The following is a 26701-nucleotide window of genomic DNA, read 5'->3' on the forward strand; positions in this document are numbered from 1 at the left end:
GTCTTACCGCGTTGGCGCAGCCGTACGACACGAACGAGACCGTGTGGCGCGATGGAGCTTCATATGACCGGCCGCCGGAGTCCGGCGGCCGGTCCTTTGGGTTCCGCGGGGTCAGGGGGTCAGCGGGAAGAGGCCTCCGACCAGCAGCGCGCCGATCGCGATCGTCAGCGCGTACGTCTCAAGCGGGACGAGGTCACGTTCCCCCGAGTGCGTACGGCTGCCCGCGAACAGCGCGAAGAAGCACCGCATCACGGTCATGCCGTTGACGCCGACGGCCCCGGCCAGCGCGAGCCAGACGACCGGTGACCCGGTGACCGAGCCGTGGATCAGCAGGTGGCCGCCCACGAACCCCAGGGAGAGCGGGAAGCCGACCGTGGCGAGCCCGCACAGCAGGAACGCCACGGCCAGCCGGGGGGTCCTGGCGAAGTTCCCGCTCGGCGCGCGCAGCGACAGCGTGCCGCGCCGCGCCTCAAGGGCGGCCAGCGTCATGGCGAGCCCGGAGACGGCCAGCGCGGAGGCCTCCCAGGTCAGCACCGCCCCGGAGACCGCCTCCGGCGAACCGCCGAGCCCGCACGTCACCAGCCCGGTCTGGCTCATCGTCAGGAAGGCCAGCGCGCGCCTCGCCTCCCCCTGGACCACCCCGAACAGCGCGGCCACGACGGCGGTCGCACCGCCGAGCAGCGCCACGTCGTGGGCGAGCGGAACCGGCAGGTCGAGCTGGGCGAGCAGGCCGAGAGGCGCGGCGTAGAAGACGACCACGACCCCCAGCGGGACCCGCTCGACGAAGCGGGGATACCAGCTGTGCAGCGGGACGACCGCGAACCTGGCCATGATCGCGAGCACCACGAGGACGCCGCCCGCCGTCCGCCAGCCGGTGGCCGACAGCGCGGAGCCCATCCCGAAGAGCAGGACGCCGGGCAGGTGGTAGGCGGCGAAGAGCCGGTCGAGCCGGTCGCCGCCCCGGCTTCCCTCGCCGCCGCGCAGCCCGGCCCACACCAGCCAGGCCGACAGCGCCCACAGCACGACGTCGACGGCCTGGTGCCGTACGGCCACGAAGCCGCAGGAGACCGCGAGCAGCCGCAGGATCCTGGCCAGCGTCGCGGGCGGGTGGGAGGCCAGCGGGCTCATCGCGACGACCAGCAGGCCCGCCGCGCACGTCGCGACGACGACGAGCCTGGCCGTGCCCTCCGGCAGCGCGGCGTGTTCGCCGGAAAGGAACGGGACGAACCCTCCCGACCAGGGCAGCACGACGGACAGCGCCGTCGCGGCCGACGCGCAGGTCACCGCGGTACGGCGGGCGGCCTGCCGGTCGGCCACCCGGGCGACGACCACGGAGGACACCAGGAACAGCGCCGCGACCAGCGAGGGAACAAAGGTGATCACGACGTGCGCCCCTCTCGCACGGGAACGGTGGTGTCACCGGTGCTCAGCAGCCGCGCCCACCGGTCGTCCAGCGACTCGGCCCGCCTGACCAGGCGCGCCAGCCCGCCGACCAGGTGGTCGCGCAGCCACGCGTCGAAGTAGCCGCGTTCGAGCGCGTAGCGGTACAGCCACGCCCGCGCGCCCGCCGGGACGAGCCGGTCCAGATGCCTTCCCGTCGGCGGCAGTGGCGCGCCCAGCGCCTGTTCGAGGTGGTGGTGGTCGTGGATCAGGCTCGGCGAACGCAGGATCTGGGCGGTGCGCGACGCGGCGTGCGCGACCAGGTGCGCCAGCGCGAGATACCGCAGCCCGAGCCCGACCTCGACCAGGACCACCCCGATCTGGGTCATCGAGGCGTAGGCCAGCGTGCTCTTGATGTCGGTCTGGGTACGGCCGACCAGGGTGGCGTGTACGGCGGTCAGCGCGCCGACCACCACGATCGCCGCCCGCACCCCCGGCGCCCCCGACCAGGCCGACTCGGTGCGCAGCAGGAGGTACGGCCCCATGCTGACGGAGATCGCGCCGTAGAAGACGGCGCTCGACGGCGTCGGTCCCTCCATGGCGCGGGGCAGCCAGCCGCCGAGCGGGACCTGGGCGGCCTTGCCCATCGAGGCCCACAGCAACGCCAGGCCGACCACGAGCGCGTCCCCGCTCGACGTGGGGGGCGGGAAGAGCGCCCACCCGCCGCCGTCGACCCCGGCCACGCTCGACGAGCCGGTGGCGTGGTGCAACCACACCACCGCGACCAGCAGGCCCACGTCACACGCCCGGTAGACGAGGAACGCCCGCAGACCGTGCTCGACCGGCCTCCTGCGCTCGTGGAAGAACGCGATCAGCAACGCCGAGGACAGTCCGGCCAGCTCCCAGCCGACGAGGGACAGTTCGAGGGCGCCCGCGAGGGCCACCAGCTCGACGCCCGCGCCGAACAGCGCCAGCAACATGTAGAAGCGCAGGTAGCCGGGCTCCCGGTGCAGGTAGCGCCGGGAGAAGACACCGATCAGGCCGCACAGCAGCGCGGACAGGATCGCGAAGGGCAGCGAGAGCCGGTCACCCACGAGCAGCAGGTGGAACTCCGACTCCCCGCTGCCGAACCAGGTGCCGACGGGCGCCGTCACCAACGTCCGCCCCTCGCCGACCATGACGCAGGCCAGTGTGAGCGCGGCGGCCGTCGCCAGCCCGAAGGCCAGCGCGACGGCCGTCGAGACGGCCCGCTCGACCCGCCGCCGCCCCTGCCAGGCGAACACCGCCATCAGGGCGAACGCCCCGAGCGGGAGCCCGGCGACCGAGAGCAGCAGAAACCGCTGGAGGGTGTCGTTCACGACGCCTCCTCTCCGACCGGCTCCGGGGAGACCCGCTCCCCGGACCCCGTGCCGAGGGAGGCCGTCACATGGGCGAACCCCAGGTGCTCCCGCCTGCCCGCGTAGAACTGCGCCGAGCGGTGCACCGTGGGGAGGGCCTCCCCCTCGGGGACGTACGGCACGAAGCCGCCCCGCTCGAAGACGTGCATCGCGTCCGAGGACGGGCTCCACGCGACGAGCTGGATCCATCCGTTGCTCACGAGCCGTTCCAGTACGGCGTGCGCCCCCACGATCGCGGCCAGCCGCTCGGGCTCGGTCTCGACGACGAGCAGCAGCCGTACCGGCTCGTGGATCTCGACCATCTGCCAGGGCAGGCCCGTGCGCAGGTCGGAGGCGTGGCCGTCCATGACGCCGAGCAGGCCGACGATGTTGTGCGGCAGCTTCGTGCCGCACCCGTACCCCGCCGGGTCGACGTAGCTGAAGTAGTACTCCAGGTTGATGCCCGCGCAGACCGGCCCCGCCGCGAGCAGCAGGTTCGTCAGCAGGTCCCCCGACGGGTCGCCCTCCGGGTCGTAGGAGACGAGGAAGGCCCGCCGGTCGAGGAAGAGCCCCCGGGTGCGCGACCTGCGCCCGACGACGCCGATCGCGTTCGTGGCGTGGCCGTACTCGGGCCTGGGCTGGCCCAGGTCGACGGTGTGACTCTCGACGTGGGCCAGCGCCGCGTCGAGCGGCAGGTCGAGGGGGGCGGACTCGAACCTGCGGCAGCGTTCGTGCGCGTCCAGGACGCACGCCCGCGCCATGACCCGCTTGGCCTCCTCGACCGCGTGCCTCGACCGCTCGGGGACGAGGTCCTCGTCGTAGTAGGTCATGGAGTCGTCGCAGGTGTTGTGGTACGCCCCGACGAACCAGGTGGTCTCGGGGACGTCGACGCCCAGGTCACGCAGCCCGGCGCGTACCCCAGGGTGGTTGGCCATCGCCGCGAACGCGCGCGCGTTGGGGCCGCCGCGCCCGCCGCCGGTCGCCCCGCAGTCGTGCGCCGACTCGTGCGGGTTGTTGAGGCTGGAGGAGCCGTGGCCGACGATCAGCACGACGGGCGCCAGGTCACGGCCGAGCCCGGTCGTCCACAGGGCCGAGGAGACGACCTGCGTCATCTCCGGCACGGAGTATCCCCGCCGCAGGCCGTCCTCGGTCTCCACGGCGCCGGGGGCCCGCTCGATCGCCAGCCTGGTCACGGCCCCGCCGCCGGGGTCGTGGTCGAGGCGCCGGGACCAGCGGTGGAACCGGCGCGGGAACAGGCAGCGGCCGACCAGCGTGACGACCTGGGTCGCCCCGAGGCCGAGCGAGATCACGCTGCCGCGCGCCAGGGTCCTGCTGCCCACGGCCAGACCCAGGCTCAGCCCGCCCCGGCGGCCGTGCCGTGATCCCGGCTGCCGTGCCGTACGGGACTCGGCGGGTTCCTCGACGACCAGGTGTGTCGGGGTGACGACGACCGGGCACAGCGGGCGCGGGCGCACCTCGCCCAACCCCAGGTAGGTCATGGCCACCCCGAAGAAACCGGCGTAGCCGTAGGTCCTGGCCTGCGGGAAGTGCTCCTCAAGGTGCCTGCGCAGGGACTCCTCCCGCTCGTCGATGCAGAACACGGCCTGCATCGTGACGGGCGGCGCCATGACGGGCGGCGCTCCGGCCGTGAACCGCCGGTGGGCGTCGAGCGCGTCGAGCGCCCCGACCCGGTGCCGCCGTTCGTAGGCCAGGTGCAGCAGACGGCGCCGTTCGGTCTCGTCGCAGGCGGCGACCGCCCCGAGCCAGGCGGCGGCGTGTTCGGGCCTGGTGAGGACCGTGATGTCCACGGGCATCAGCTGCGCCAGGACGAACGCCTCGTAGACCAGTTCGAGGCCGGGCCGTACCGCCTCGTCGTCGGCGCCGGTCACCCTGGGCGGCCGGTCGAGGTGACCGGCCATCGCGTGCCGTGCGGCCTGGACGTCCAGGACGAGCTGGACGGCCAGGTAGTCGAGCAGCCGTGCCTCACGCGCCTCGACCGGCGCCAGGTCGGGCCGGTGCTCGAACTGACGCATCATGCCCGCCCAGCCGCGCAGCGACAGCAGCGTCGCCTCGATCGCGGCGCCCCGGGCCTCCTCGGGTACGGCCAGCTCGTCCAGGGCCCAGACGACCGTCCGCTCCGCCGTCCAGCCCTCGGCCTCCTGCCGTCTCAGCTCGGCGCCGAGACCCCGCAGGAACCGGTCGGGCGGGCCGCCCGCCTGGCCGTACAGGCGGCGGAAGGCGTGCAGGAAGCCCAGTTCGCGCTCGGGCATCGGCCAGTAGGCGATCCCCTGGTCGAGGAAGGCCGCCGACAGCCGGATCAGCAGCGGGTGCACCAGCTCGTCGGTGTCGGTCCCGGTCGCGGCGAGGATCCGGTCCCGTCCGCGTGCCGGGGGAGCGCCCGCGCCGGGCGTCATCGGAGCCGCCGCGGCCAAGCCGTTCCACAGGGTGTCGAGAAGCCGCGCCTGCGAAGCCCGCGCAGTCTGTTCGGGCGTCGTGGTCCAGTCGCGGCCGGCCTGTGCGAGCAGCTCGGCGCGTCGCCGAGGGTCGAGAAGGTCACTGAGGCGGGTTCTGGCGTCGGTCTCCAGGAGCAGCCAGTCGAGCGCGGCGCCGCTGGGGATCTCGAACAGGTGCCGCAGCCGCAGGGCGAGGAAGCGCGCCCGCGTCGGCCCGCCCGGCACGATCGGGGCACCGCCGGGTGCCTCGGCCTCGGCGACCGCGTCGATGTCCGAGGGACGGATCCGTCCGGAGCCGACGTGGTCCCGGAAGGCCGCCTCGCTCTGGAACGGCTCGGTGCCGAACACCCGCGCCGCGCTGACGACGGCCTCGTCGAAGGGCAGGTGCTCGAAGGCGTGCAGGGTGTTGTGGTGGACGAACGTCTGCAACGGAGCCTGCTCGGGCAGCAGCCTCGCCGCCCGTTCGACAAGCTCGGTGACGTCCGTGACGCGGTCCCCACGTCCGGGGGCCGCGGCGATGTCCAGATGGGTCATGCTCGCCTCCGGCGTCTGGTCGCCTGCGGGTGGGCGGAGACGGGGACGAGCCCGTCGAGGCCGCGCAGGGTGAGGGTGGCCCGCCACTCACGTGACATCGTGGCCAGCCCGGAAAGGAAGGTGTGGTCGACGAGCGTCGCGTCCGTCACGTCGACGACGACCTCGGTGACGCCGCTGTCCTCCGTGTCGTTCTTGGTGGCCCCGCCGACCGTACGGCGCAGCGGCAGCAGGGCGGTGAAGACGGCGGCGGCGGGGATCCGGACGTTCAGCACGCTCCCCGAACGGACGGCCTCGGCGCGGGGCCGCAGGAAGGCCACCGGCGGCACCCCGCGGACCAGGTGCAGCACGATCTTCAGGGCGAGACCGGCCGCGACGCCCATGAGCAGGTCGGTGGCGAGCGTGACGAACATGGTGGTCAGGAACAGGGCGAGCTGGTCGAGGCCGACCTCACGGGCGTGGGCGAACTCGCGGGGGGAGGCGAGCCTGGTGCCGGTGTAGACGAGCATGGCGGCCAGCACCGCCAGCGGGATGGTCTGCAGCAGGCCCGGCGCCAGGGCGACGAACAGCAGCAGGAAGACGCCGTGGAAGAAGTTGGACCCCCGGGAGGCGGCGCCCGCGTCGATGTTGGCCCGGCTGCGGACGATCTCCGAGATCATCGGCAGGCCGCCGATCAGCGCGGAGACGAGGTTGCCGCCGCCGAGCGCGAGCAGGTCGCGGTTGAGGTCGGAGGAACGCCTCTCGGGGTCCATGGAGTCGACCGCCAGCACGGTCAGCGTCGACTCGATGGTGCCGATCAGGGCGAACATCACCACGTACTTCAGCGACGTCCCGCTGAGGATCACCGAGAAGTCGGGGAAGGCCACGGCGTCGAGCAGGGTGCCGGGGAGCCGGACGAGGAACTCGGGGCCGAGGTGGTAGGTCGTGGTCATGAACCGGTAGTCGTGCGGGACACCGACGTGGAACCACAGCGCGACCGGCACGGTCACGGCGAGCACGACCAGCGGCGCGGGTACGGCCCTGGCCCACCTGGCCCTGATCAGCGGCATGCCGAACATGATCAGCAGGCCGAGCGCGCCGAGCAGCAGGACGCGGGGGTTGGCACTGGCGACGCTGTGCGGGATCTCCGCGATCAGGCCGAGGGTCTCCTTGCTCTCCGGCTTGACGCCGAGCGCGACGTGCGCCTGCTTGGAGATGATGATGATCCCGATCGCGGCGAGCATGCCGTGCACGACCGAGGGGGACATGGCGATGCCGACGGTGGCCACCCGGCACAGCGCGAAGGCGATCTGGACGACCGCGGCGACGACGCCGACGGCCAGCGCCCGCCGGTAGCCGACCGCGAGGTCGCCTCCGCCGAGCTCCTGGACCGCGCCGAGCGCGATCACGATCAGGCCCGCGGCGGGACCCTTGATGGTCAGGGGCGCGCTGCCGAGCAGGCTGACCAGCACACCGCCGACGATCGCCGTCAGGACACCGGCGACCGGCGGGAACCCGCTGGCCAGCGCGATCCCCAGGCAGAGCGGGAGGGCGATGAGAAAGACCAGGAAGCCGGACTTGACGTCGGCCGTCTGGAAGGCGCCGCGGCGGGGCGCGGTGGCTAAGTCGTCATGGGCCTTCAGGCCGTGCTGTTCTGACGTCACTGAGATCCTCACAAGGGCGTGGGCGGTCTGCTCCTGCCGTGTTCGGCCGGAGGTCGTGCGCACGGGAAACGCCTGCTCGCAGGCGTCCTGGGCGCACGGGGGGACCGCGGGCCACGCTCGTTTCGAGGATCGTCTCCGACGGCCGCTCCTGGTGGATCGCGACGGTGACGTCGCGTACCGGAGGACGGGAGTCGGTGGTCTCACTGTCGGTGAAGTCGTCCTTGACCTCACGCGAGTCGTTCCCGAAGGTGTCGTGCTCGTCGCCGAAGGCGGTGGCGACCGGGGAATCGAGGCTTCCCATGGCCGTCCCGCTGATCGGGCCTCGCACCGGGGTCGGTGGGACGGCCCTGGTGCGGTCGAGCTCCTCGTGGTGGTGGTGATGGCGGGTGTCCGCGCAGGCCACGGAAAAGGCCCTGGCCGGGGCGATCGTCTCGACCCATGACGTCATCGCCATCACGACCGCGAGCGCCGCCCCCACCGCACGAAGCAGTTTCCGCCCGTGCCGGGATGATGCCCTGACAAAAGGGGCATTCGGCGAGTCGAGGGATGGCGGGGTCACTTTGGCTCCGGGCCACGATATGGGTCGGGATGAAGCCTCATGATTGATCCAGAAAAGGATTAAATCGGTCAAGACCTACGAAGAGTGGTTGTTCACTCTCCATCCGTGGCTTCGCGGCGCACGCGACCGTACTCTAGCTGCGACGATCTGCCGGTTGCCGGAAATTCTTCCGGTCAATGTCACTATGACTTTCCGTAAACGATGCAGGTCGTGAACAGGGAAACGTTACCAAAGCGTTATCGGAAGGGCTGCGGGATCGCTGTTTTCTCTACACGGATATCGGCATTCGCTGTGATGCCCGGCTATAACCCAAATACCTAACATCGTCTTTTCTATACGATGAATGCCTTAATTTCGTGTGCCATAACGTGTTTCCCTAACATGGGAAGAATGTTGAGTTCCTTATAGGGAACGCGCCGGTCGTTCTCCGGCGTGCGGTCGTACGGCGCGGGCCGGGAGACGGGGGCGCCGGACCCAACGGATCCTCAACGAATCCTCAACACCCCCCTGCCTACGGTGCCCATGACATTCCGCTTCCGACAAGGAGAGCCGAACATGCGCGCACCAAGCTCCTCTCTGAGAGTGACCGCCGTGGCGGCCGTCACGGCGGCCGGGCTGCTCACGGCGGTCGGCCCGGCGAACGCGGGACAGACGCGGGCCCCTCAGGCGCCCACCGCGGTGGCCGCCTCCGACTGCGGTGGAACGATCACCCACAAGGACACGCACAAGCCGGGCAGGCACACCCGTACCTACCGGATCACCTGGGGAAACTGCGGCTCCCGCACCTCACGCAAGAAGGTCGACATCCGCTGGGCCCGTGACCTGCCCTGCAAGACCATCCCGGGGGGCTCCACGGCGACGTGGACCGCCACGTACCCCATCAAGGCCTTCGCGCCGTACCCGCGGTCGATCAAGAACTGCTGACCACCACGGTGGCACACCGCCCGGCCGGATTCTCAGGGGCGTCTCCGGCCGGGCCCGCGTTCTCGCCCTCCCCGCCGTGCGGCTCAGGCGGGGAAGGCGACGGCCTTGCCGATCAGGTCGGCGTAGCCGTTCTCCAGATCCTCCGGGAGCTCGTCCACGGGGAAGAAACGGAGGGCGCTGTGCTCCGCACTGACCTGGAGCGAGGCGGAGCCGTCGACCGTGGCGCGCACCGCCACGATGAGCACCTTCGACTTCCCGATGCTCATGATCTCCGCGCCGACGACGGGGCCGACGACCACGTCGAGGCCGCTCTCCTCGCGGACCTCGCGCCGGACGACCTCGGCCAGGGTGTCGTCCTCCCTGTCCGGCCACCCGCCGGGGAGCTCCCATTTGTCCCGGGGGTTCCGGCAGAGCAGGACACCGCCGTCCACCAGCACCACGGCCTTGATCGAGGCGTGCATGAAGTACCAGCCGGTCTCGGCGTCGATCACGGGACGGTCCTTTCGACGGTGATGGTGTGGATCTTCCACCTCATCACCGATACCGGGGGAGGTCCACCGTCCGCCGGGCCACCCCGGGCCACCCCGGGCGAGCCGACGGCCCGACCGCCCGGGGCGGTCACGGAGCGCCGGACGTCAGGGGTGCCCGCTTCTGGCGAGCACGTCCAGGGCCTTCTCCCGTCCCGGGCCGTCGCCCGCGCCTTCGAAGACGGCCAGCGCCTCCCGGGAGAGCCGGGAGGCGCGCTCGGCCGCCCCCGTGGCCCCCTCGGTCAGGTCGGCCTCGGCGAGGACGAGCAGTGCCCGGGCGTTGAGCAGCCGGTCGCCGAGCCGTACGGAGATCCCTCTCGCCTCCTGGACGAGGACCCGGGCCTCGGGGACCAGGAGCTGCGACAGCCGTACCGAGGCGAGATCGAGGAGCGCGTCGGCGTGCCGGTGCCGGTCGCCGAGAGAGGACAGGATCGAGACCGCCTTCTCCAACTCGTCCGCCGCCTCGTCCGTCCTTCCCGTCCGGTGCAGCACCGTGCCGAGGGCGCGGCGCGCGTCGGCGGCGCCGGACGGGTCGGCGCGCTCGTCGAACCGGGCGAGGCACGCGGTGAGGTTGCGCTCGGCGTCCGCCGGCCTGCCCTGCTCCAGGAGCACCTGGCCGAGCCTCCGCCTGGTGTGGGCGACGTCCCTGGCCGACCCCGCGCGCATGAACATGCCGAGTGCGAGCCGCAGCCGTTCGTGGGCGTCGTCCCAGCGCGGCTCCGCCCGGTACAGGTCGCCCAGGTCGCGCAGGGCGAGCGCCTCGGCGCGCCCGTCCCCCGTACGGCGCGCCGCCTCCAGGGCGAGTTCGCCGACGTGCCGCCAGGAGTCGAGGAAACGATGGCGTTCCATGAACGGCGTGAGCAGGTGGGCCAGCCGCCAGGCGGCGTCCCACAACCCGGCCCTGTGCAGGTCCTCGACCAGAGAGGTCAGGAACACGCGCTCGGCCAGCAGCCAGTTCACCGACTCGCGGATGTCGGTGGTCGCGAAGGCGGGCCGGTCGGCGCGCACGCCGGACACCAGGGGGAACCGGGAGGCGCGAACCCTCGTCATGACGACGCTCGCGAGCGTGGTGAGGGTCTGGCGGACGGCGTCCTCCCCGCTCCGCGCGACCAGCCGTTCCCGGGCGTACAGGCGGGTCATGTCGTGCATGCGGTAGCGGACCTGCCCGGCGGCGTCGATGCTGTGCGTCTCCAGGAGACCCGCGTCCACCAGCGTCTCCGCCTCTCCGCCGAACAGCGTGGCGACCCACTGGGCGAAGTCGGGGGCCGAGAGCGCCCCGAGCGCGCACAGCACGTGCCTGGCACCGTCCGGAAGCTCGTCGTAGCCGATCGAGTAGACGCTGCGCACGGTCTGGTCCCCCGAGTGCAGCAGGTCGAGCCGCCGGTGCTCGTCGTCGAGGAGGGCCGCCAGGTGCTCGACCGTCCAGGCCGGGCGTGCCGCGAGCCGGGACCCGGCGATGCGCAACGCGACGGGCAGGCCGCCGCACGCGCGCCCGAGCCTGCGGGTCGCCTCGGGCTCGGCCGCCGCCCGGTGCGGGCCGACCAGCCGCACGAGGAGGGCCGTCGCCTCGTCGTCGTCCAGGACGTCCACCGGCAGCCGCACCACGTCGGTGAGCCCGCCGAGCGGGGAACGGCCGGTGACGATCGTCGGGCACGAGATGAGCAGGGGACGAACCTGGCTCTCCTGCCAGGCGTTGTCCAGCAGCAGGAGCATCCTCCGGCCGGCCGTGTAGGCGCGGAACAGCCTCTCGCGCTGCTGGAGGGTGGCGGGCATCGCCTGGACGGGGCAACCGAGCCAGCGCAGGAGATCCTCAAGGACCGCGGCGGCGCTCACCGGCAGGCCCTGGTCGCCGCGCAGGTCGGCGTAGAAGACGCCGTCGGGAAAACGCTCACGCACGCGCCACGCGGCGTGTACGGCGAGCGCCGACTTGCCCGCCCCCGCCTGCCCGTGAACGACGACGTGGGCAGGGCCCTCAGGATCGGTCATCAGCCGCTCCAGCCGGGCCAGCGAGGACTGCCTGCCGGTGAAGTGGGTCACGTCGTTGGGCAGGAGCACGGGCGGCCCGGCCGTGATGTGCAGCGAGGCGTCGTCGTGCAGCATGCGGTGGTACAGCAGCTGCAGCTCGGGGTCGGGCTCGATCGCGTGCCCGTCGTCCATCGCCCGGCGCAGACCGGTGTAGGCCTCCAGCGCCTCGACGCGCCGCCCGCTGCGGTAGAGGGCCAGCATGTGCTGCCCGTGGAAACGCTGCCACAGGGGATGCAGCCTGACGAGCCGCCGGAGGTCGGCCACCAGCTCGCGGTGGCGCCCGGCCTTCAGGTCGAGGTCGACGCGCCGTTCGACGGCGAGCAGCCGGAGCTCCTCCAGCTCCTCACGCATGGCCGACGTCTCCGCCCACCGGTGCCCGTCGGGGTCGACGTCCTCGAGCACCGGCCCCCGCCACAGCTCCAGCGCCTCACCGAGCAGGGAACGGGCGTGTTCGTCCCGTCCGTCGCGTGCGGCGGCCAGTCCCTCCTCGACCAGCCGCCGGAACCGGTGGACGTCGATCTGGTCGTCGTCGATCACCAGGGTGTAGGTGCCCGCGACCGTCGTGATGACGTCCTTGCCGATCAGCTGTCTGAGCCTGCCGACATAGCCGCGCACCAGCGAGTCGGACCTCTCGTCGTCCTCGTGCGGCCACAGCAGGTGATGAAGCCTGGCCAGCGGCATCGGGCGGCGCGGATTGAGCACGAAGAGCGCCAGAAGGTCGCGGTGCTTGGCGGCCGTCGGGGTGTGGTCACGCGCTCCGTCGCCGACCCGGAGCGCCCCCATGATCCGAAAATCCATGACAGTCTCCCGGTGACACCGTTCGGACACGTCGGTAACCGCGAGCCTTCATATCACGGGAGGATTCGATGCCACGTACGCCGCTGCTCCCCTCCGACCCGCAGCGGGTGGGAGGTTACTGGCTGGCCGGTCGGTTGGGCGCGGGTGGCCAGGGAGTGGTCTACGAGGCCTACGGCGAAAGCGGTGAGCGCGTCGCCGTCAAGGTGCCCCGGCTGGACGACCCCGTCTCACGCGCCCGGCTGGCCAAGGAGGTCGCGGCCGCGCGGCGGGTGGCGTCGTTCTGCACGGCCAGGGTCATCGAGGCCAGGACCGACCTGCCCGAGGCCTACGTCGTCAGCGAGTACGTGCCGGGGCCGAACCTGCGTCAGGTGATCGACCGTTCGGGTCCCTACGGCGGTGATCTGCTGGTGAGGCTGGCCATCGGTGTCGCGACCGCGCTGACGGCCATCCACCGGGTCGGCATCGTGCACCGCGACCTCAAACCCGACAACATCATCCTGGGCCAGGACGGCCCCCGGGTGATCGACTTCGGGATCGCCCGGCAGCTCGGCGTCCCGGGCACCACGGTGGGGCCGATGATGGGCACGCCCGGCTACATGGCCCCGGAGCTGTTCGCGGGACACGACGCCACGGCCGCCGCCGACATCTGGGCGTGGGGCATGACCGTCCTGTTCGCCGCCACGGGGCACGACCCCCTCCCGGACCAGGAGCCCATGGCCGTCGTGACCCGGGTGCTCGACTTCCGGCCCGACCTGGGCGGCCTGGCCCACGCGCTGCGGGAACCGGTTGCCCGCGCGCTGGAACGGGAACCGGAGTCGCGGCCCTCGGCCCGCGACCTCCTGCTCGGTCTGCTGGGCGGCCTGGAGGAGTCACGCCCGGCCCCGTCCACCTCCCCGGGCGGGCCGTACCACCGCGACGCCACCCCGCCGGCCGACGACGTCCTGCTGGCCGACGGAGGCGGCGCCGCGTCGTGGGTACGCCCGCCGCGTACGGCGGACGCCTTCGAACCCGATCTCGGCACCACCGCCGAGGAGCTCTACCAGGAGCTGTCCGACGGTGAGCGCGCCGCGGCCCCCGAGATCTTCCTGCGCATGGTCGACGCCTCCGGCGGCGACGACGAGGTCATCAGGAGCGTCCCCCGTGACGAACTGCCCGGCGCCGACGACGAAGGCCCGGTCTCCTCGCTGCTCGCGCTGTACGGCGCGGCAGGGCTCGTCGTCGAGACCGAAACCGCCTTCACCCTCACCCACCCGGCGCTCATCCAGGCCTGGCCGAGGCTGCGGGAGTGGGTGGCCGAGGAACGCGACGGCCTGCCCGTCCACCGGCGGCTGACACAGGCGGCCCGAGCGTGGGAACGCCACGGCCGCAAACCCGGGGACCTGCTGCACGGCTCCGCGCTCGACCGCACCCTGGACTGGGCCGCGGGCGAACGCCGCAACGTCACGCTGATTCCGCTGGAAGGCGCCTTCCTGTCCGCCTGCACCGCCGCCGCCCGCCGCGGTGCCCGGCGTCGCCGGACGGTCCTGGCCGCGCTGAGCGTCCTGCTGGTCATCTCCCTGGTCGCCGCGGGACTCGCCGTCCTCGCCCAGCGGAACGCCGACCGGCAACGCGACATCGCCCTCTCCCGCCAGCTCGCGGCGCAGAGCGAACTCCTCGCCGACGATCCTCCGCTGTCGGCGCTTCTGGCCGCCACCGCGTGGAAATTCGACCGGAGCCCCGAAGCCCGCGCCGCCATGCTCGGATTTCTCAGCAGACCGGGACGTGCCGTCCTGGCCGGCTCCGTCGGCATGTCCTCCCGGATGGCGTTCAGTCCGGACGGCCACACCCTGGCCATCGGCGCTGATGAGGGCACGGTGCGGTTGTGGGATGTGGGAGCACGGCGGCGGGTCGGCGCCCCGCTCACCGGTCAGACCGGTGTCATCATCTCAGTGGCGTTCAGTCCGGATGGTCGCCTCCTGGCCACCGTCGACGATGACGGTGTGGTGTGGCTGCGGGACGTGGGCACTCGCCGACAGGTCGCCTCCCTCCCTACCTCGACCGACGCGGTCCGGTCGGTGGCGTTCAGTCCGGACGGCCGCATCCTGGCCACCGGAGACGACCACGGTGTGGTGCGGTTGTGGGAGGTGGGCACCTACCGGCGGATCGGCGCCCCGCTCACCGGCCACACCGGCATCGTCTACTCGGTGGCGTTCAGCCCTGACGGCCGTACCCTGGTCACCGGCGCCGGGGACCGTGGGGTGCGGTTGTGGGACATGCGTACCCACCGGCAGATCGGCGCCCCCTTCACCGGCCACACCGACGAGGTCCTGTCGGTGGTGTTCAGCCCGGACGGCCGCAGACTGGCCAGCGTCGACGCCGACGGCGCGGCGCGGTTGTGGGATGTGGGAACGCGGCGACAGATCGGTGACCCTCTTACCGAGCGGACCGACACGGTGATCGTCGCGACGGCGTTCAGTCCGGACGGCCGCATCCTGGCCACCGGCGGCGAGAGCCACAAGGTGCGGTTGCGGGACGCCGACAGCCGGCGGCATGCCGGTGGTCCTCGTCCGGCGTTGACCGACAGGATCTTCTCGGTGGCGTTCAGCCCCGACGGCCGTACCCTCGCCACCGTCACCAACGACGGTGCGGTGTGGTTGTGGAATGTGGACACGCGACGGGGAGACGCTCCTCTTGTCGGTCACATCGGCATCGTCGACTCGCTGGCGTTCAGCCTGGACGGCCGCACCCTCGCCACCGCCGGTCAGGACGGCACGGTGCGGTTGTGGGATGTGGGCACACGGCGGCAGGTCAGCGCCCCCTTCGCCGGCCGCGCCTACGCGGTTCGGTCGGCGGCGCTCAGTCCGGACGGTCACACCCTGGCCGTCGGCGGCGACGACGGAGTGCGGTTGTGGGAGGTGAGCACCCACCGGCAGATCGCCTCCCTCGCCACCAAGAGCAGTGGCCAGCCGATGGCGTTCAGCCCGGATGGCCGTGTCTTGGCCGTCGGCGACGACGAAGGGGTGGTGCGGTTGTGGGATGTGGGCGCACGACGGCAGACCGGTGCCCCTCTTACCGGGCCCGACGGCGTCATCTCCTCGGTGGCGTTCAGTCCTGACGGTCGCATCCTGGCCAGTAGCGATGGCGATGCGGTGCGGTTATGGGACATGGGTACCCGTCGGCAGGTCGGTGCTCCCCTCGGCACTCAGCTCGGTGTCCGTTCGGTGGTGTTCAGTCCGGATGGCCGCATTTTGGCCGGCGGTGGCGACGACGGTGCGGTGCGGTTGTGGGACGTGGGCGCCCACGAGCAGGTCGCCTCCCTCACCGGTCACATCGGCATCGTCTACTCGGTGGCGTTCAGTCCTGACGGTCGCACGTTGGCCAGCGGCGGCGAGGATCGTACGGTGCGACTGTGGGAGGTGGCCACCCGCAGGCAGGACGGCGCCCCCCTCGCCACCCAGCGCGGTGCCCTGTCGGTGGCGTTCAGCTCGGACGGCCACACCCTGGCCAGCGGCGGCGAGGACCGGACAGTGCGGTTGTGGAATGTCGACGTTCGGCGGCAGTTGGGCGCCCCGCTCACCGGTCACGCCGGCATGGTCTTCTCGGTCGCGTTCAGTCCGGACGGCCGTACCCTGACCACCGGAGGCGACGACGCGGTACGGCTGTGGGATGTGGCCGTCCCCGCCGACATCCTCGCGGCCGTCTGTGCCGTTCCCGGTCGTTCGCTCAGCCCGGCGGAATGGGCCCAGTACGTTCCCCCCGGTGTGGAGTTCCAGACGGTCTGCCCGTGACGTCCGCCCACGACCCCCGAGTCAGGTCCCGGGCGCGCGTCGCCGTACCCGTCAGGGGAGGACGCTCAACGCTGATTCACGTCGGCCGGGGTGTCGAAGAGCGTCGGCGCCTCCCGCTCGCCGGGGGCGAACAGGCGGATCACGCCGTACTCGCCGTCGAACCCGGGCTCCCTGATGACCTCGCCCCGGCGCAGCCTGCCGATCGCCTCCCCGAGCCTGGGGAGGCGGGCCTCCAGGTCGCCGACCGGAACCTCCTGGAGGATCCGCAGCTCGGGGCCGAGGGCGGCGACCAGCCGGTCGGCCTCACCGGCGACCTTCTTGCTGCCGGGCCCGACGCCGAGGATCTCGCCCATGATCTCCGGCAGCGGGACGAGACCCTCGGAGACGGAGACGTCGCCCGCGGGCCGTACGCCCTCGGGACGGTCGGCCAGGTCCTCGACGCGGCTCAGCACGCCGACGGTGAGCGGCTTGCCGCACACCGGGCAGATCCCGCCGAGGCGGCGCGTCTCCTCGGGTTCAAGCCTGACGCCGCACTTACGGTGCCCGTCCAGGTGGTAGCGGCCCTCCTCGGGGAAGAACTCGACCGTCCCCTCGTAGCCCGCGCCGGTCCGCAGCGCGTCCAGCACCGCGAAGTAGTCGAGATCGGTGTCGAGCACCGTGGTCTCCCGGCCGATCCTGGGCGGCGAGTGCGCGTCCGAGTAGCTGACCAGGCGGTAGCCGTCCAGCATGGAGACCCGCCGGTTCATCTCCGGGTCGCTCGACAGGCCGGTCTCCAGCGCGAAGATGTGCCCGGACAGGTCGCCGTAGCACTCCTCGACCGTGTCGAACCCCGACTTGGAGCCGAAGACCCCGAACCACGGCGTCCAGACGTGGGCCGGGACCAGGTAGGACCCCTCGCCGCTGTTCAGGGCGATCTCCAGCAGGTCGCGGGAGTCGAGGCCGAGCGTCGGCCTGCCGTCGGCGCCCAGGTCGCCGACCTTGCCCAGTTCACGGTTGAACGTCTCGGCCGCCTCGAAGCCCGGCACGTTGACCAGGTGATGGAGCTTGCGGGTACGGCCGCCACGCCGGTAGACCGTGGACACCTCGACGGTGAGCATGAACCGCACCGGGGCCGAGGCGACCGAGGACGGCAGCGTCCTGGCGACCTCCCGGTCGAGGTCGTCACGCAGCCGGAACAGGCCGGGCTCGGCGGGTACGAGCCCCTCGCGCAGCAGCGCGAACCAGGACGGATGCGTGAAGTCGCCCGTCCCCATCAGCGTGACACCCTTGTGCCGCGCCCACCTGGTCAGATGCGCCAGGTCGCTGTCCCTGCTGCACGCCCGTGAGTACTTCGAGTGGATGTGCAGATCCGCATGGAAGCGCATTCCAGACACTTTTCCATGGAAAGGCCCCGCTAATCCGTGCGGGGGTCGTACCCGTCTCTCCCCGTGGTCGTCCGTCAGGGGACGACGTTCTCCCGGTACGGGTTGGCGGGCAGGCCGGTGAGGGAGGTCTCGCAGCGGAACAGCTCGCCGCCCGTCCTCCCGTTCCAGGCGCTGGTCACGTACAGCACGTCCAGGTCCGGGCCGCCGAACGCGCAGCTCGTCACGTTGGTCGCGGGGATCTCGACGGTCAGGTCGAGACTCCCGTCGGGACGCAGCCGCAGTACGGCCCCGCCGCCCCACAGCGCGACCCACACGTGCCCGGACGCGTCGACGGTGAGACCGTCGGGCATCCCCCTGGGGATCACCGCGAACACCCTGCGGTCGCCCAGACTCCCGTCGGCCGGGTCGTAGTCGAAGACGTCGACCCGTCCCGTGAGCGTGTCCGCGTAGTACATCAGCCGCTCGTCCGGGCTCCAGGCCACGCCGTTGGAGATCGAGACGTCCGCGACCACGCGCTCACAACGTCGCCCCGGCCCGAGCCGGTAGAGCGCCCCGGCGCCCGGGGTGTCGTCCTCGGACATGGTGCCCGCGAAGAACCGGCCCGCCCGGTCGCAGGCGCCGTCGTTCATCCGGTTCCCCGGCCGTTCGCCCGCCGTGACCGGCGCGACCACCTCCAACCTGTCTTCCGTGAGTACGGCGAAGCCGTCCCTGACGGCCAGGGCCAGCCCGCCCTCCGCTCTGGGGACCGCGGCGCCGACCGGCATGCCCACGTCGATCACACCGTGCGAGCCGTCCGCCGGATCGAAGCGGTGCACCGTGCCTGCGGGAATGTCCACCCACAGCAGGGTCTGGGTGTGCCCGTCCCAGTGCGGTCCCTCACCCAGTGACGCGCGGGGCCCGGGAACGACCCTCGGCTCGGAGACCAGGGGGAGGTTCATGAGGGTGTTCCTATTCCATATAGCAGAATGCCATTCCAAATAGGGCTCAGCAGACCACCACGGCGAACGACCTGTCAAGGGTCAGAGACGCTCGGCCACGGCCCGCCGCAGGAAGTCGCCGCACTCCTCCATCCGGGCCTGTGACATGCGGCTCTTGAGGGCCGTCACGCTCACCGCGGCGATGGGGGCCGACTTGCCCATGAAGATCGGAGCCGACACGCACCGCACCCCGGGTTCGTTCTCCTCAAGGTCGAGCGCGTAACCGCGCTCCCTGACCTGGGCCAGGTTGGTGGCCAGCCGCGCCAGGCCGGTGATCGTGTTGCGGGTCCGCGAGGCGAGCGGGCCGTACCGCTCGGCCCATGCCTTGATCGCCTCGTCGGCGGGATACGTCCAGGCCAGCAGGGCCTTGCCCACCCCCGTGCAGTGCGCGAGGTCGCGCCCGCCGATCACCGAGGTCATCGTGATCGAACGCACGGCCTCGATCTTGTCGAGGTAGACCACCTCGGCCCCGTCGAGCATGGCCATGTGCACGGTCTCGGTGAACTCCTCGCTCAGCCGCGTCAGCAGCGGACGCACGAGAGCGCGCAGGTCCATGGTCTCGTAGAACCCGAAGGCCGTGGCCAGCATCTCGGTGCCCAGGTAGTAGGGGCCGCCCGGCTCGGGCTGCGCGGCGAACCCCCGGTGCTTCAGCGCGCTGAGCAGGCGGTGCAGCGAGCTCTTCGGCAGTCCGAGCCGGGTGGACAACTCGTCGAGGGTCACCCCTCCGCTGTGCCTGCCGATCTCCCGCAGGATCAGCAGGGCGCGGTCGACGCTTCCCACCGGTGACCGGCCCTCACCCATGATTCTCCTCGCCTGTTCCGGATAATGGAATGCTGTAGCGTCATGCGGAATTATCGCCAGTCAACGGCCGAGAGTCGAGGAAGGTTCACCGAACCGGTGAACAGGGCACCGAACACAGTCCGCGAAGCCTACCCCCAGTCTGTCGCTCTGAGAGACCGTCCCGTTACCCCTCCATCCGGGTACGGCGCACCCGAGCCTTCAGCCAGGGCAGGCGCCGGGTCCTCACAGAGGTGAACGACCCGTGCGCCGCCGAACGATCACGGGTGTGAACCCTTGAAGGTGATGAGCGAGCCAGGTCGTCGGGATCGACGTGAAGGACAGCTGGAAGTCGCGAACCCTTGAGGGTGATGAGCGACCCAGGTCGTCGTGATCGAGATCAAGGGTAGATGGAAGTCGCGAACCCTTGAGGGTGATGAGTGGCACGCCGGGCCGTCGGTCGTACGTTCGGAAGCCCGGGCGGCCCTCTCCGGCCGGAGCCGGAGCAGGTGGGGGACAGCGTAACCCACGATGAGGGGGCGGGCGAGGACGGCACCGCCGGAGAAGTGGTTCGAGGCGTCACCTCCGGCCCGGAGCGGGGCGAACCGCACGGCGAAGGAGGGCGAGAACGCGGTGGTGCCGCAACACGTCACTCGGGCTTCTCATCCTCTGGTGCGGGCGGGGAGTCCCCGCCCGCACCGTGACGGGTCCTCTACTGCGGTGGGTTCTCCTCCGCGTCTCGCAGCGCCTGCCCGGAGGCGTTCTTGAGTCTGCCGACCCAGGTGTCGAGCCTCTGCCTGAGCGTGGAGTCGGCGCCGCTGTAGGAGTTGTCGAGTTGGTGGGGATCGGCCGACAGGTTGTACAGCTCGTGTTCGCCGTTGTCGTAGGCGACGTAGTTCAGCGCCGCGTTCACGCCGAGCGTGTTGGGTTTGGCCCGCAGGCCGACGTAGACGGGGGCGCCTCCGGAGGCGAGCGCCTGCGCGTCGCCGGGGTCCTGGGGCTCCAGCAGGTTGTTCAGGGTGTTGGTGTTCAGGGTGCTGGGTCCGGCGTGCTCGTTGAGGAACGCCAGGCGCCACGGCGACGGTGTGGTGCCGCGCAGGAACGGCACGAGTGAGCGGCCGTCGACGAAGGAGGGAGCGGTCGCTCCGGCCAGTTCGGCGAAGGTCGGCGCGAGGTCGACGTTGAGGGTGAAGGCGTTGACGACCGCCCCGGCGGGGACGCCGGGTCCGCGGATGACCAGCGGAACGTTGAGATCCTCCTCGAAGGCGGTGTTCTTGCCGGAGTTCAGGCGGTGCTGACCCTGGTGGAAGCCGTTGTCCGAGGTGAAGACGATGTAGGTGTTGTCGAGTACGCCCTGCGCCCGCAGGGTGTCGATCGTGTCCTGGACGAGGTCGGCGACCGCGCGCAGGGATTCCCTGCGCTTTTCGTAGAAGGCGTCGATGTTGCTGATCTGGGCGGCGGTGAGCTTGGGCTTGTTGCGGATCCAGGCCGGCTTGTCGCTGACGTCGTCCTCGTTGAAGGACGGGGTGCGCGGCGCCTTGGCGTTGGGGTAGATGCCGTCGTAACGCGGCGGCGGCGTCGCCGGTCCGTGCGGGATGTAGGGGGCGACGTAGGTGAAGAAAGGCTTGTCCGGGTAGTCGGTGGTGGTGTTCTTGATGAACGTGGTCAGCCTGCGAGAGATCACGTCGACGCCGTAGTCAGACGACGCGCCGCCGAAATGGACGGTCGTGCCGTTGTCGTTGACGTCGTAGTTGTACTCCGAATACGGGCTTCCGCCGTTGGGGCTGAACCAGCGCGTCCACCCGGGCGGAATGTAGGTGCTGCTCGGCGCTCCGTTGGGGTACCCGTTGAGGTATTTACCGAAGAATCCGGTACGGTATCCGGCGCTCTGCAGCCAGGTGGCGACGGTCGAGTTCTCCAGCCCTTTGTTGCGGAAGGACTGGAATCCGCCACCGGAGGCGGCGTCGTTGGTGTAGATGCCCGTGTTGTGCGCGAACTGCCCGCGCAGCGTGGACACCCGCGACGGGCAGCACAGCGACAGTTCCACGAACTGCTTGTTGAACGTCGTTCCCTGGCTGGTCAGGAGCGACTGGAGCCCGGCGTCCTTGCCGAAGACGTCCTCGTTGAGGTCGTCGGTGAGGATGAAGACGATGTTGGGCCGGGTCGTCGTCGCCGACGCCGGAGGACTGTCGAGCCTCACACCCGCGTAGGTGATGATCGCGGATACGACGAGCAGAGCCCCCAGGAGTTTCGATCGGTGACGATGTGGTTTGAGGACGTTCATACCGCACCCTTTCTCGGAATACCTGTTCCATCGTTTGGCGTCGATGAATGCGTGCCGAGGCATTCCAGCCTCGAACAGGGTGGAGTTCATCCAGGGGTGACAGCGGTTGTGGGCACGGAAATTCGCACCCGAAAAAGAGGCCGGAGAATCAGTGGGAGAGAACCGGGCGACACATGGCGCTGCTCACACGCGCCAAGTCGATGTGACGCCGCACAGTGGCGTGGAAGCTGTGTCCACTCCAGGCGGTCGATGTCATAATCACATCGAATCCGAATTATCCCTACCGGTCAAGTGGGTAATTGTGTGAACTCGCCACTGAACCGGTGTCGCGTGCGGCGTTCGTTCTGTTCACGACCTCGCGTAGCCGTTTGTCGGCGGCGTACCTGTTTCGTCGGAACATGCCGCTCCGGGCCTCACGGCCGAGGGCGGAAAAGGCTTCGCGATGCCGGTGCCCCGGATGGCAGGGTGCGAAGCATGGCACCCCGGTACCAGGTTCGCGCTGACTACGACGCCGACACGATCGTGGTCTACCAGGCGTACGCGCCTGCCATAGCCGACGCGGCACTGCGGGCGGGCCGCTTCGTCACGCCGTTCTCGTTCCACAGGATGACCTGGATCAAGCCCTCGTTCTTGTGGCTCATGCACCGCAGCAACTGGGCCCGCAAACCCGGTCAGGAACGCGTTCTCGCGGTGCGGATGACCCGGAAGGGCTGGGAGGAGGCTCTGTCCCGGGCCGTGCTCACGACCGCGGATCCGGCAGCCGTTGCCCAGGCGGCCGTACATGTCCAGTGGGACCCGGAACGCTCGTCGCGCGGAGCGGCACTGAACCACTACAGCATCCAGGTCGGCATCGGCCGTGATCTGATCCGCGCGTTCACCGACGACTGGATCGTCAGCCTCACCGACCTCACCCCCCAGGTCCGCAAGGCCGCGGCATTGACACAGACCGGGCACGCCGCCAAAGCCCGGCGGCTGTTCCCCGCGGAGCGGGTGTATCCACTGCCACGGACCCTGGAAGGCCTTCTTTTCCCCGGTTATGCCGCCAGACGTACGCTGTCCGGATGATCAACCCGGTTGAGCTCGTCATTTTCGACTGCGACGGCGTGCTCGTCGACAGCGAACGCATGGCCGTACGCCTCCACGTCGCCGTGGGCGCCGAGCTGGGCTGGCCGCTGACCGAAGCCGAGGTGATCGAGAAGTTCATCGGCCGGTCGATCGTCTCCAACGGAGAGCAGATCGCCGCCCGATTGGGCCCCGCCCGGGCCACGCTCTGGCTGGAGAGATTCGAGCGGCTCCATCACGCGGCCGTCGACGCCGAACTCACCCCGGTCGACGGCATCCTCGACGTCCTCGACACCCTCACTCTCCCCAGCTGCGTCGCCTCCGGCAGCAGCCACGACACGATGCGCCGCACCCTGGGCCGCGCCGGGATCCACCGATACTTCGAAGGCCGCGTCTTCAGCGCCGACGAGGTGCCACACGGCAAACCGGCCCCCGACCTGTTCCTGCACGCCGCCAAGCAGATGGGCGTCCACCCGTCGGCCTGCGTCGTCGTCGAGGACAGCAGATACGGGATCCAGGCAGCCCGCGCAGCCGGCATGCGCGCCCTCGGATACACCGGCGGTCTCACGCCCGCGCGATGGCTCGAAGGACCGAACACCTCGGTCTTCGACGACATGCGCGAACTCCCAGGACTACTCGCGAGAGCCTGACCGCCCACCGCCCCGCGCATCGTCCACGTGACCGCGAACCCCTGCCTCGCCGTACGGCGGCAGCACCAGGTGGAACACCTCGGGGTCGCCCACCGCCCGGGCCGGGACGCTCCGGGTCACGGGCCGGGCGGGGCGGGTCGTCGTTACGGTAGCCAGGTCTCGTGCAGGTGCAACCAGGTGGTGCCCTGGAAGACCACCGTGGACTGCCGGGTCCGATCAGGCTGGACCTCCTGGTAGGTGGCCACGACGAAGGCGCCCTCGGAGGCGACGATCCGTACGTGGCGGATCTCGATGGTCACTCCCGGCGCGGTGCCGTGGAGCGCCTCGACCTCGGCGAGGACCTGGTCGCGGGTGAGCGTCGGGCCGTCGGGGGTGCTGAGCGTGAAGCCGGGGCCGTGGGCGTCGGCGAAGGTGGCGAACTCCTCCCGCGGGAGGGCGCCGGTCAGCCAGCGTTCGATGACCTCGTGATGGCGGACGATCTCCGCCTCGGCGCCGGTCACCGGGTCGCCCACGGCTGGGCGGCGATCCAGGCGCGTAGCGGCGTCAGCCGTAGGCCCAGCAGGTCGGCCACGGCGGGGTCGGCCACGAACAGGTCGCGGTCGGTGGTGGCCCAGCGGTAGGTGTCCGCCACCGCGGCGGCCGTCGGCGCGCCCACCGCCATCGCCAGGCCCGACTCGAACTCGGCCGGGTCCTGCGCGGCGTAGCGGGCGCCGAAGGCCGCCGCCAGTTCGTCGCCGGTCACCACGTCGGCCCCGCCGAGCTTCAGCACGGCGCCCTCCAGGTCGTCACGGACGAGCGCGGCATGCGTGGCGGCGCCCAGGTCGTCGTGCGAGAGCCAGGCCACCGGCAGGTCGGCGGGCAGCGGGTAGCGCAGTACGCCCCCGGCCGCCAGCGGACCCGTCACCCACGGCGCGGCCAGGTTGTCCAGGTAGAGCGGCGGGCACAGCACCACGACCGGCAGCCCGGCCGACCGCAGCGTCCGCACCGCCCACCGGCGCGTCTCGAAGGCGGCCACCCGCGTGGTGGCCTCGGGCAGCCGGTTGGCGGTGTTGAACACCAGCCGCCGCACCCCGGCCGCCAGCGCGGCGTCGCGCACATGGTGGACGTAGGTGGCGACCGTGTCCGGCTCGAAGACCATGGGCAGCGTCACCGAGGCGTGCGTCACCCCGGCGAAGGCCGCCTTCACCGCCTCGGCGTCGCCGAGGTCGCCGACGACCGGTTCCACTCCGTGCGGCACCCGGCCGCTCCTGGTCAGGCCGCGCACCGTGTGTCCCTCGGCGACGAGCCGCCGCGCGACCGCGCCACCCTGGGCGCCTGATGCGCCGATCACAAGAAAGGTCATGCCGGAGAGTCTCGACCGAATCCGCGATACGCTCGATTAATTGAAATATCGGGTTATTTAAGGATCGTCCGGTGGATGATGACCTGCTGAGCGCCCTGCTGGCCCCGCTGCGGCTGGAGGGGGTCTTCCACAGCCGCTGGCAGGCGGGGTCGCCCTGGGGCATCGCGGGCGAGGCCGAGGACTGCGCGCTGCTGCACTACGTGCAGGAGGGAACCTGTGCCGTCGAACTGCCCGGCGCCGAGCCCGTCCTGCTGCACGCCGGGGACCTGGCCGTCTTCCCGCACGGCAACGCCCACCGGCTGGGCGACCGGCCGGGGCGCTCCGCCGTACCGCTCTCCACACTGCTCCCCGAACGGCCGCCGGGCAGCGTGATCACCGTCGAACTCGGCGGGCCGGGCGAGCGGACCGTCCTGATCTGCGGCGGACTCCACTACGACCGGGCCGCCATCTCGCCGATCTACCGGGCGCTGCCGTCCGTCCTGGTGCTCGACAAGGCCACGCTGGACGGCCACGGGCTGCTCGGCGGCACCCTCGGACGGCTGGCGGGCGAGTGGGACCTGGCCGAACCCGGCGCGGCGCTGGTCGCCCTGCGCGCCTTCGAGCTGGTCTTCGTGCTGGCGCTGCGGGCCGCGGTGGGGGAGCTGGCCGAGGGCTCGCCGGTCCTGCGGGCGCTGCGTCACCCCGCGATCGGGACGGCGCTGCACGCCGTACAGACGAGGTTCTCCGAGCCCTGGACGGTGGAGTCACTGGCGGCCCAGGCCGGCATGTCGCGTTCGGCGTTCGCGGCGACCTTCCGCGAACTGGTCGGCGAGGCGCCGATCCGGCACCTGACCGCCCGCCGCATGCAGGAGGCCGCCCGCCTGCTGAGCGAGACCACACTGGCCCACAGCCGGATCAGCGAACGCGTCGGCTACCACTCGACGGTCGGCTTCCACCTGGCCTTCCGCCAGTGGTACGGCACCACCCCCGGCGACTACCGCCGCCGCTGGGCGCAGGGCACCGCACCCGGTCTCCTCGTAGGTGAGGATCGTGAATGATCCGCTCACTGAACCATGCGCGCCAACCTTGAAAGGGAGAACCCGAATCTCCACCCCGGGCCGGTGGCTCATGGCGATCAGATGCTCCGCCTGCTCCCACATGACGTCGGGGCCACCGACCATGCGGGACAGCGCGGCTTCGTCGATCACCGAGGAGAAAGCGGGCGGCCGGGCGCGGTCGAAGATGGCCGGACGTGCCATCCGTGCGGCGACTCCGCGTTGGTCAGTCCTGGCCAGGAGCGCGGTGGCGTAGGCGGGGGTCTGTAACGGCCCCTGGATGACCGCCGCTTCGTACATTTCGAAAGCCGTGAGCCCGCTGTCCTCGCGGAAGTCGGAGGTTCTGCAGTTGTTGCAGTTCGTAGCCCTGGCCGGCCAGAGTGCGTGATGGTCAGTCAGGGATGTCGAAGGTGTACGACCAGGTGAATCTGCTTGCCGAGTGGATGCCTCGGGCGTATTCGATGACGTGGCCTTCGGCGGTGCGGGTGGTGCGGCGTACTTCGACGACGGGCTCGCCTGTGGGGAGGTCGAGCAGTTCGGATTCCTGGGCGGTGGGCATTCGGGCGGAGATGTCCTCGGTGATCTGGTGTGGGGGAAGGCCCTGGTCGGTCAGGACTTGGAATCCGCCGGACTGTCCGGCGATGCCGGGTGTGGGGTCGGTCAGGGGTGTGCCTTCGATGTCGGCGGGGCGGTAGTAGGAGGTCATGGTGTGCGTGGGGTTGCCGTCGCGGGTCATGACGCGGGCTCGTTCGTAGACCGGCGAGCCGGGTTCGATGCCGAGGGCGGTTGCTGTGGCTTCGTCGGCTTCGACCAGGGAGACGTTCTGCGTCTGGTGTCCTTGCTGTTGGGCGGAGGCGCTTTGGGGTTGTTCGGTGGCGAACACTTCGACGGTGGTCCTTTGCCAGCGGTGGCGTGCGTAGCGGTCTGGTCCCAGGCGTCGGATGGGGTATGCGTCGCGGACGTAGGCGCCTGATCCGTGTCGGGTGGTGATGAGGCCTTCTGCTTTGAGCGTGCTGAGGGCTTTGTTCGCGGTGTTGCGGGAGACGTCGTACCGGTCGGCGAGGTCGCGGACGGAGGGCAGTTTCGCCCCTGCGGGCAGGCGTCCTTGGGCGATGTCGGCCCGCAGATCGGTAGCTATGCGACGCGCGGTCGAATCTGGGTCTGTTTGCACGCGAACCACCATATCCAAGTGTCGTAGGCCATTTTGCTTGACGAGTGCTCTGACCTG

20 protein-coding genes and 1 pseudogene are annotated in these 26701 nt (G+C 70.9%); 5 read left to right on the forward strand and 16 right to left on the reverse strand.

The features are described 5' to 3' along the window. Positions 1-111: 111 nt before the first annotated feature. The 5 genes from ACFYY8_RS13360 to ACFYY8_RS13380 are packed head-to-tail and all read right to left on the reverse strand — an operon-like array spanning position 112 to position 7861. Complete coding sequence (locus ACFYY8_RS13360) at positions 112-1383, reverse strand: proton-conducting transporter membrane subunit (RefSeq protein WP_390040348.1); 1272 nt, start codon at positions 1381-1383, stop codon at positions 112-114. Further along, complete coding sequence (locus ACFYY8_RS13365) at positions 1380-2738, reverse strand: proton-conducting transporter membrane subunit (RefSeq protein WP_390040350.1); 1359 nt, start codon at positions 2736-2738, stop codon at positions 1380-1382. The genes ACFYY8_RS13360 and ACFYY8_RS13365 overlap by 4 nt, the downstream gene beginning before the upstream one ends. Next, on the reverse strand, positions 2735-5743 hold the full coding sequence (locus tag ACFYY8_RS13370; protein WP_390040352.1) for a YbcC family protein: 3009 nt from the start codon (positions 5741-5743) through the stop codon (positions 2735-2737). Before ACFYY8_RS13370 ends, ACFYY8_RS13365 begins: the two co-directional genes overlap by 4 nt. Beyond that, positions 5740-7383, reverse strand: coding sequence for a SulP family inorganic anion transporter (locus ACFYY8_RS13375; protein ID WP_390040354.1), 1644 nt, complete (start codon positions 7381-7383; stop codon positions 5740-5742). The genes ACFYY8_RS13370 and ACFYY8_RS13375 overlap by 4 nt, the downstream gene beginning before the upstream one ends. Further along, positions 7349-7861, reverse strand: a complete 513-nt coding sequence (locus ACFYY8_RS13380; RefSeq protein WP_390040356.1) for a hypothetical protein — start codon at positions 7859-7861, stop codon at positions 7349-7351. The genes ACFYY8_RS13375 and ACFYY8_RS13380 overlap by 35 nt, the downstream gene beginning before the upstream one ends. A gap of 636 nt (positions 7862-8497) precedes the next feature. On the opposite strand from ACFYY8_RS13380, the gene ACFYY8_RS13385 reads away from it, so the two are divergent. Further along, positions 8498-8866 carry a hypothetical protein gene (locus ACFYY8_RS13385; protein ID WP_390040358.1) on the forward strand — a complete coding sequence of 123 codons (369 nt, stop codon included), beginning with the start codon at positions 8498-8500 and terminating at the stop codon, positions 8864-8866. An 83-nt stretch (positions 8867-8949) separates the two neighbouring features. Here ACFYY8_RS13385 and ACFYY8_RS13390 read toward each other — a convergent pair whose 3' ends face one another. Further along, positions 8950-9357 carry an NUDIX domain-containing protein gene (locus tag ACFYY8_RS13390; protein WP_390040360.1) on the reverse strand — a complete coding sequence of 136 codons (408 nt, stop codon included), beginning with the start codon at positions 9355-9357 and terminating at the stop codon, positions 8950-8952. A gap of 144 nt (positions 9358-9501) precedes the next feature. Further along, entirely contained in the window at positions 9502-12216 is a 2715-nt protein-coding gene (locus ACFYY8_RS13395; RefSeq protein WP_390040362.1) for a BTAD domain-containing putative transcriptional regulator, read from the reverse strand. A gap of 68 nt (positions 12217-12284) precedes the next feature. Here ACFYY8_RS13395 and ACFYY8_RS13400 point away from each other — a divergent pair, with 68 nt between their 5' ends. Continuing rightward, entirely contained in the window at positions 12285-15983 is a 3699-nt protein-coding gene (locus ACFYY8_RS13400) for a WD40 repeat domain-containing serine/threonine protein kinase (protein ID WP_390040363.1), read from the forward strand. Positions 15984-16048: 65 nt separating this feature from the next. On the opposite strand, the gene ACFYY8_RS13405 is transcribed toward ACFYY8_RS13400, so the two are convergent. From ACFYY8_RS13405 to ACFYY8_RS13425, 5 genes are all read right to left on the reverse strand, one after another. Next, positions 16049-17347, reverse strand: a complete 1299-nt coding sequence (locus ACFYY8_RS13405) for an endonuclease Q family protein (RefSeq protein ID WP_390040365.1) — start codon at positions 17345-17347, stop codon at positions 16049-16051. A 74-nt stretch (positions 17348-17421) separates the two neighbouring features. Further along, entirely contained in the window at positions 17422-18285 is an 864-nt protein-coding gene (locus ACFYY8_RS13410) for an SMP-30/gluconolactonase/LRE family protein (RefSeq protein ID WP_390040367.1), read from the reverse strand. 81 nt (positions 18286-18366) lie between these two features. Then, positions 18367-19125 carry an IclR family transcriptional regulator gene (locus ACFYY8_RS13415; protein WP_390040369.1) on the reverse strand — a complete coding sequence of 253 codons (759 nt, stop codon included), beginning with the start codon at positions 19123-19125 and terminating at the stop codon, positions 18367-18369. Between the two features lie 688 nt (positions 19126-19813). Then, on the reverse strand, positions 19814-21385 hold the full coding sequence (locus ACFYY8_RS13420) for a sulfatase (protein ID WP_390040371.1): 1572 nt from the start codon (positions 21383-21385) through the stop codon (positions 19814-19816). A 148-nt stretch (positions 21386-21533) separates the two neighbouring features. After that, the gene (locus tag ACFYY8_RS13425) at positions 21534-21641 is read right to left on the reverse strand and encodes a putative leader peptide (protein ID WP_390040373.1); all 108 of its coding nucleotides are present in this window, start codon (positions 21639-21641) and stop codon (positions 21534-21536) included. 218 nt (positions 21642-21859) lie between these two features. Here ACFYY8_RS13425 and ACFYY8_RS13430 point away from each other — a divergent pair, with 218 nt between their 5' ends. Both ACFYY8_RS13430 and ACFYY8_RS13435 read left to right on the forward strand, forming a co-directional pair. Next, positions 21860-22450, forward strand: coding sequence for a DUF4291 domain-containing protein (locus ACFYY8_RS13430; protein WP_390040375.1), 591 nt, complete (start codon positions 21860-21862; stop codon positions 22448-22450). After that, the gene (locus tag ACFYY8_RS13435; RefSeq protein ID WP_390040377.1) at positions 22447-23097 is read left to right on the forward strand and encodes an HAD family hydrolase; all 651 of its coding nucleotides are present in this window, start codon (positions 22447-22449) and stop codon (positions 23095-23097) included. The genes ACFYY8_RS13430 and ACFYY8_RS13435 overlap by 4 nt, the downstream gene beginning before the upstream one ends. A gap of 143 nt (positions 23098-23240) precedes the next feature. Here the strand turns inward: ACFYY8_RS13435 and ACFYY8_RS13440 are convergent, their stop codons facing one another. Then, entirely contained in the window at positions 23241-23609 is a 369-nt protein-coding gene (locus tag ACFYY8_RS13440) for a DUF4440 domain-containing protein (protein ID WP_390040379.1), read from the reverse strand. After that, entirely contained in the window at positions 23594-24439 is an 846-nt protein-coding gene (locus tag ACFYY8_RS13445) for an SDR family oxidoreductase (protein ID WP_390040381.1), read from the reverse strand. The genes ACFYY8_RS13440 and ACFYY8_RS13445 overlap by 16 nt, the downstream gene beginning before the upstream one ends. A gap of 71 nt (positions 24440-24510) precedes the next feature. Between ACFYY8_RS13445 and ACFYY8_RS13450 the strand changes: the two genes are divergently transcribed. After that, a complete protein-coding gene (locus ACFYY8_RS13450) occupies positions 24511-25476 on the forward strand; it encodes an AraC family transcriptional regulator (protein WP_390040383.1) in 966 nt (321 codons plus the stop codon). Here ACFYY8_RS13450 and ACFYY8_RS13455 read toward each other — a convergent pair. Then, a pseudogene (locus tag ACFYY8_RS13455) lies at positions 25453-25773 on the reverse strand (DUF5753 domain-containing protein); the annotation flags it as partial. The gene ACFYY8_RS13450 and the pseudogene ACFYY8_RS13455 overlap by 24 nt on opposite strands. Before the next feature lie 91 nt (positions 25774-25864). Beyond that, positions 25865-26644 (reverse strand): GntR family transcriptional regulator, encoded by a 780-nt coding sequence (locus tag ACFYY8_RS13460; protein WP_390040385.1) that lies wholly within the window; start codon positions 26642-26644, stop codon positions 25865-25867. Positions 26645-26701: the final 57 nt, after the last annotated feature.

Source organism: Streptosporangium sp. NPDC001559, assembly GCF_042893955.1.
In the GTDB taxonomy this organism is placed as follows: domain Bacteria; phylum Actinomycetota; class Actinomycetes; order Streptosporangiales; family Streptosporangiaceae; genus Streptosporangium.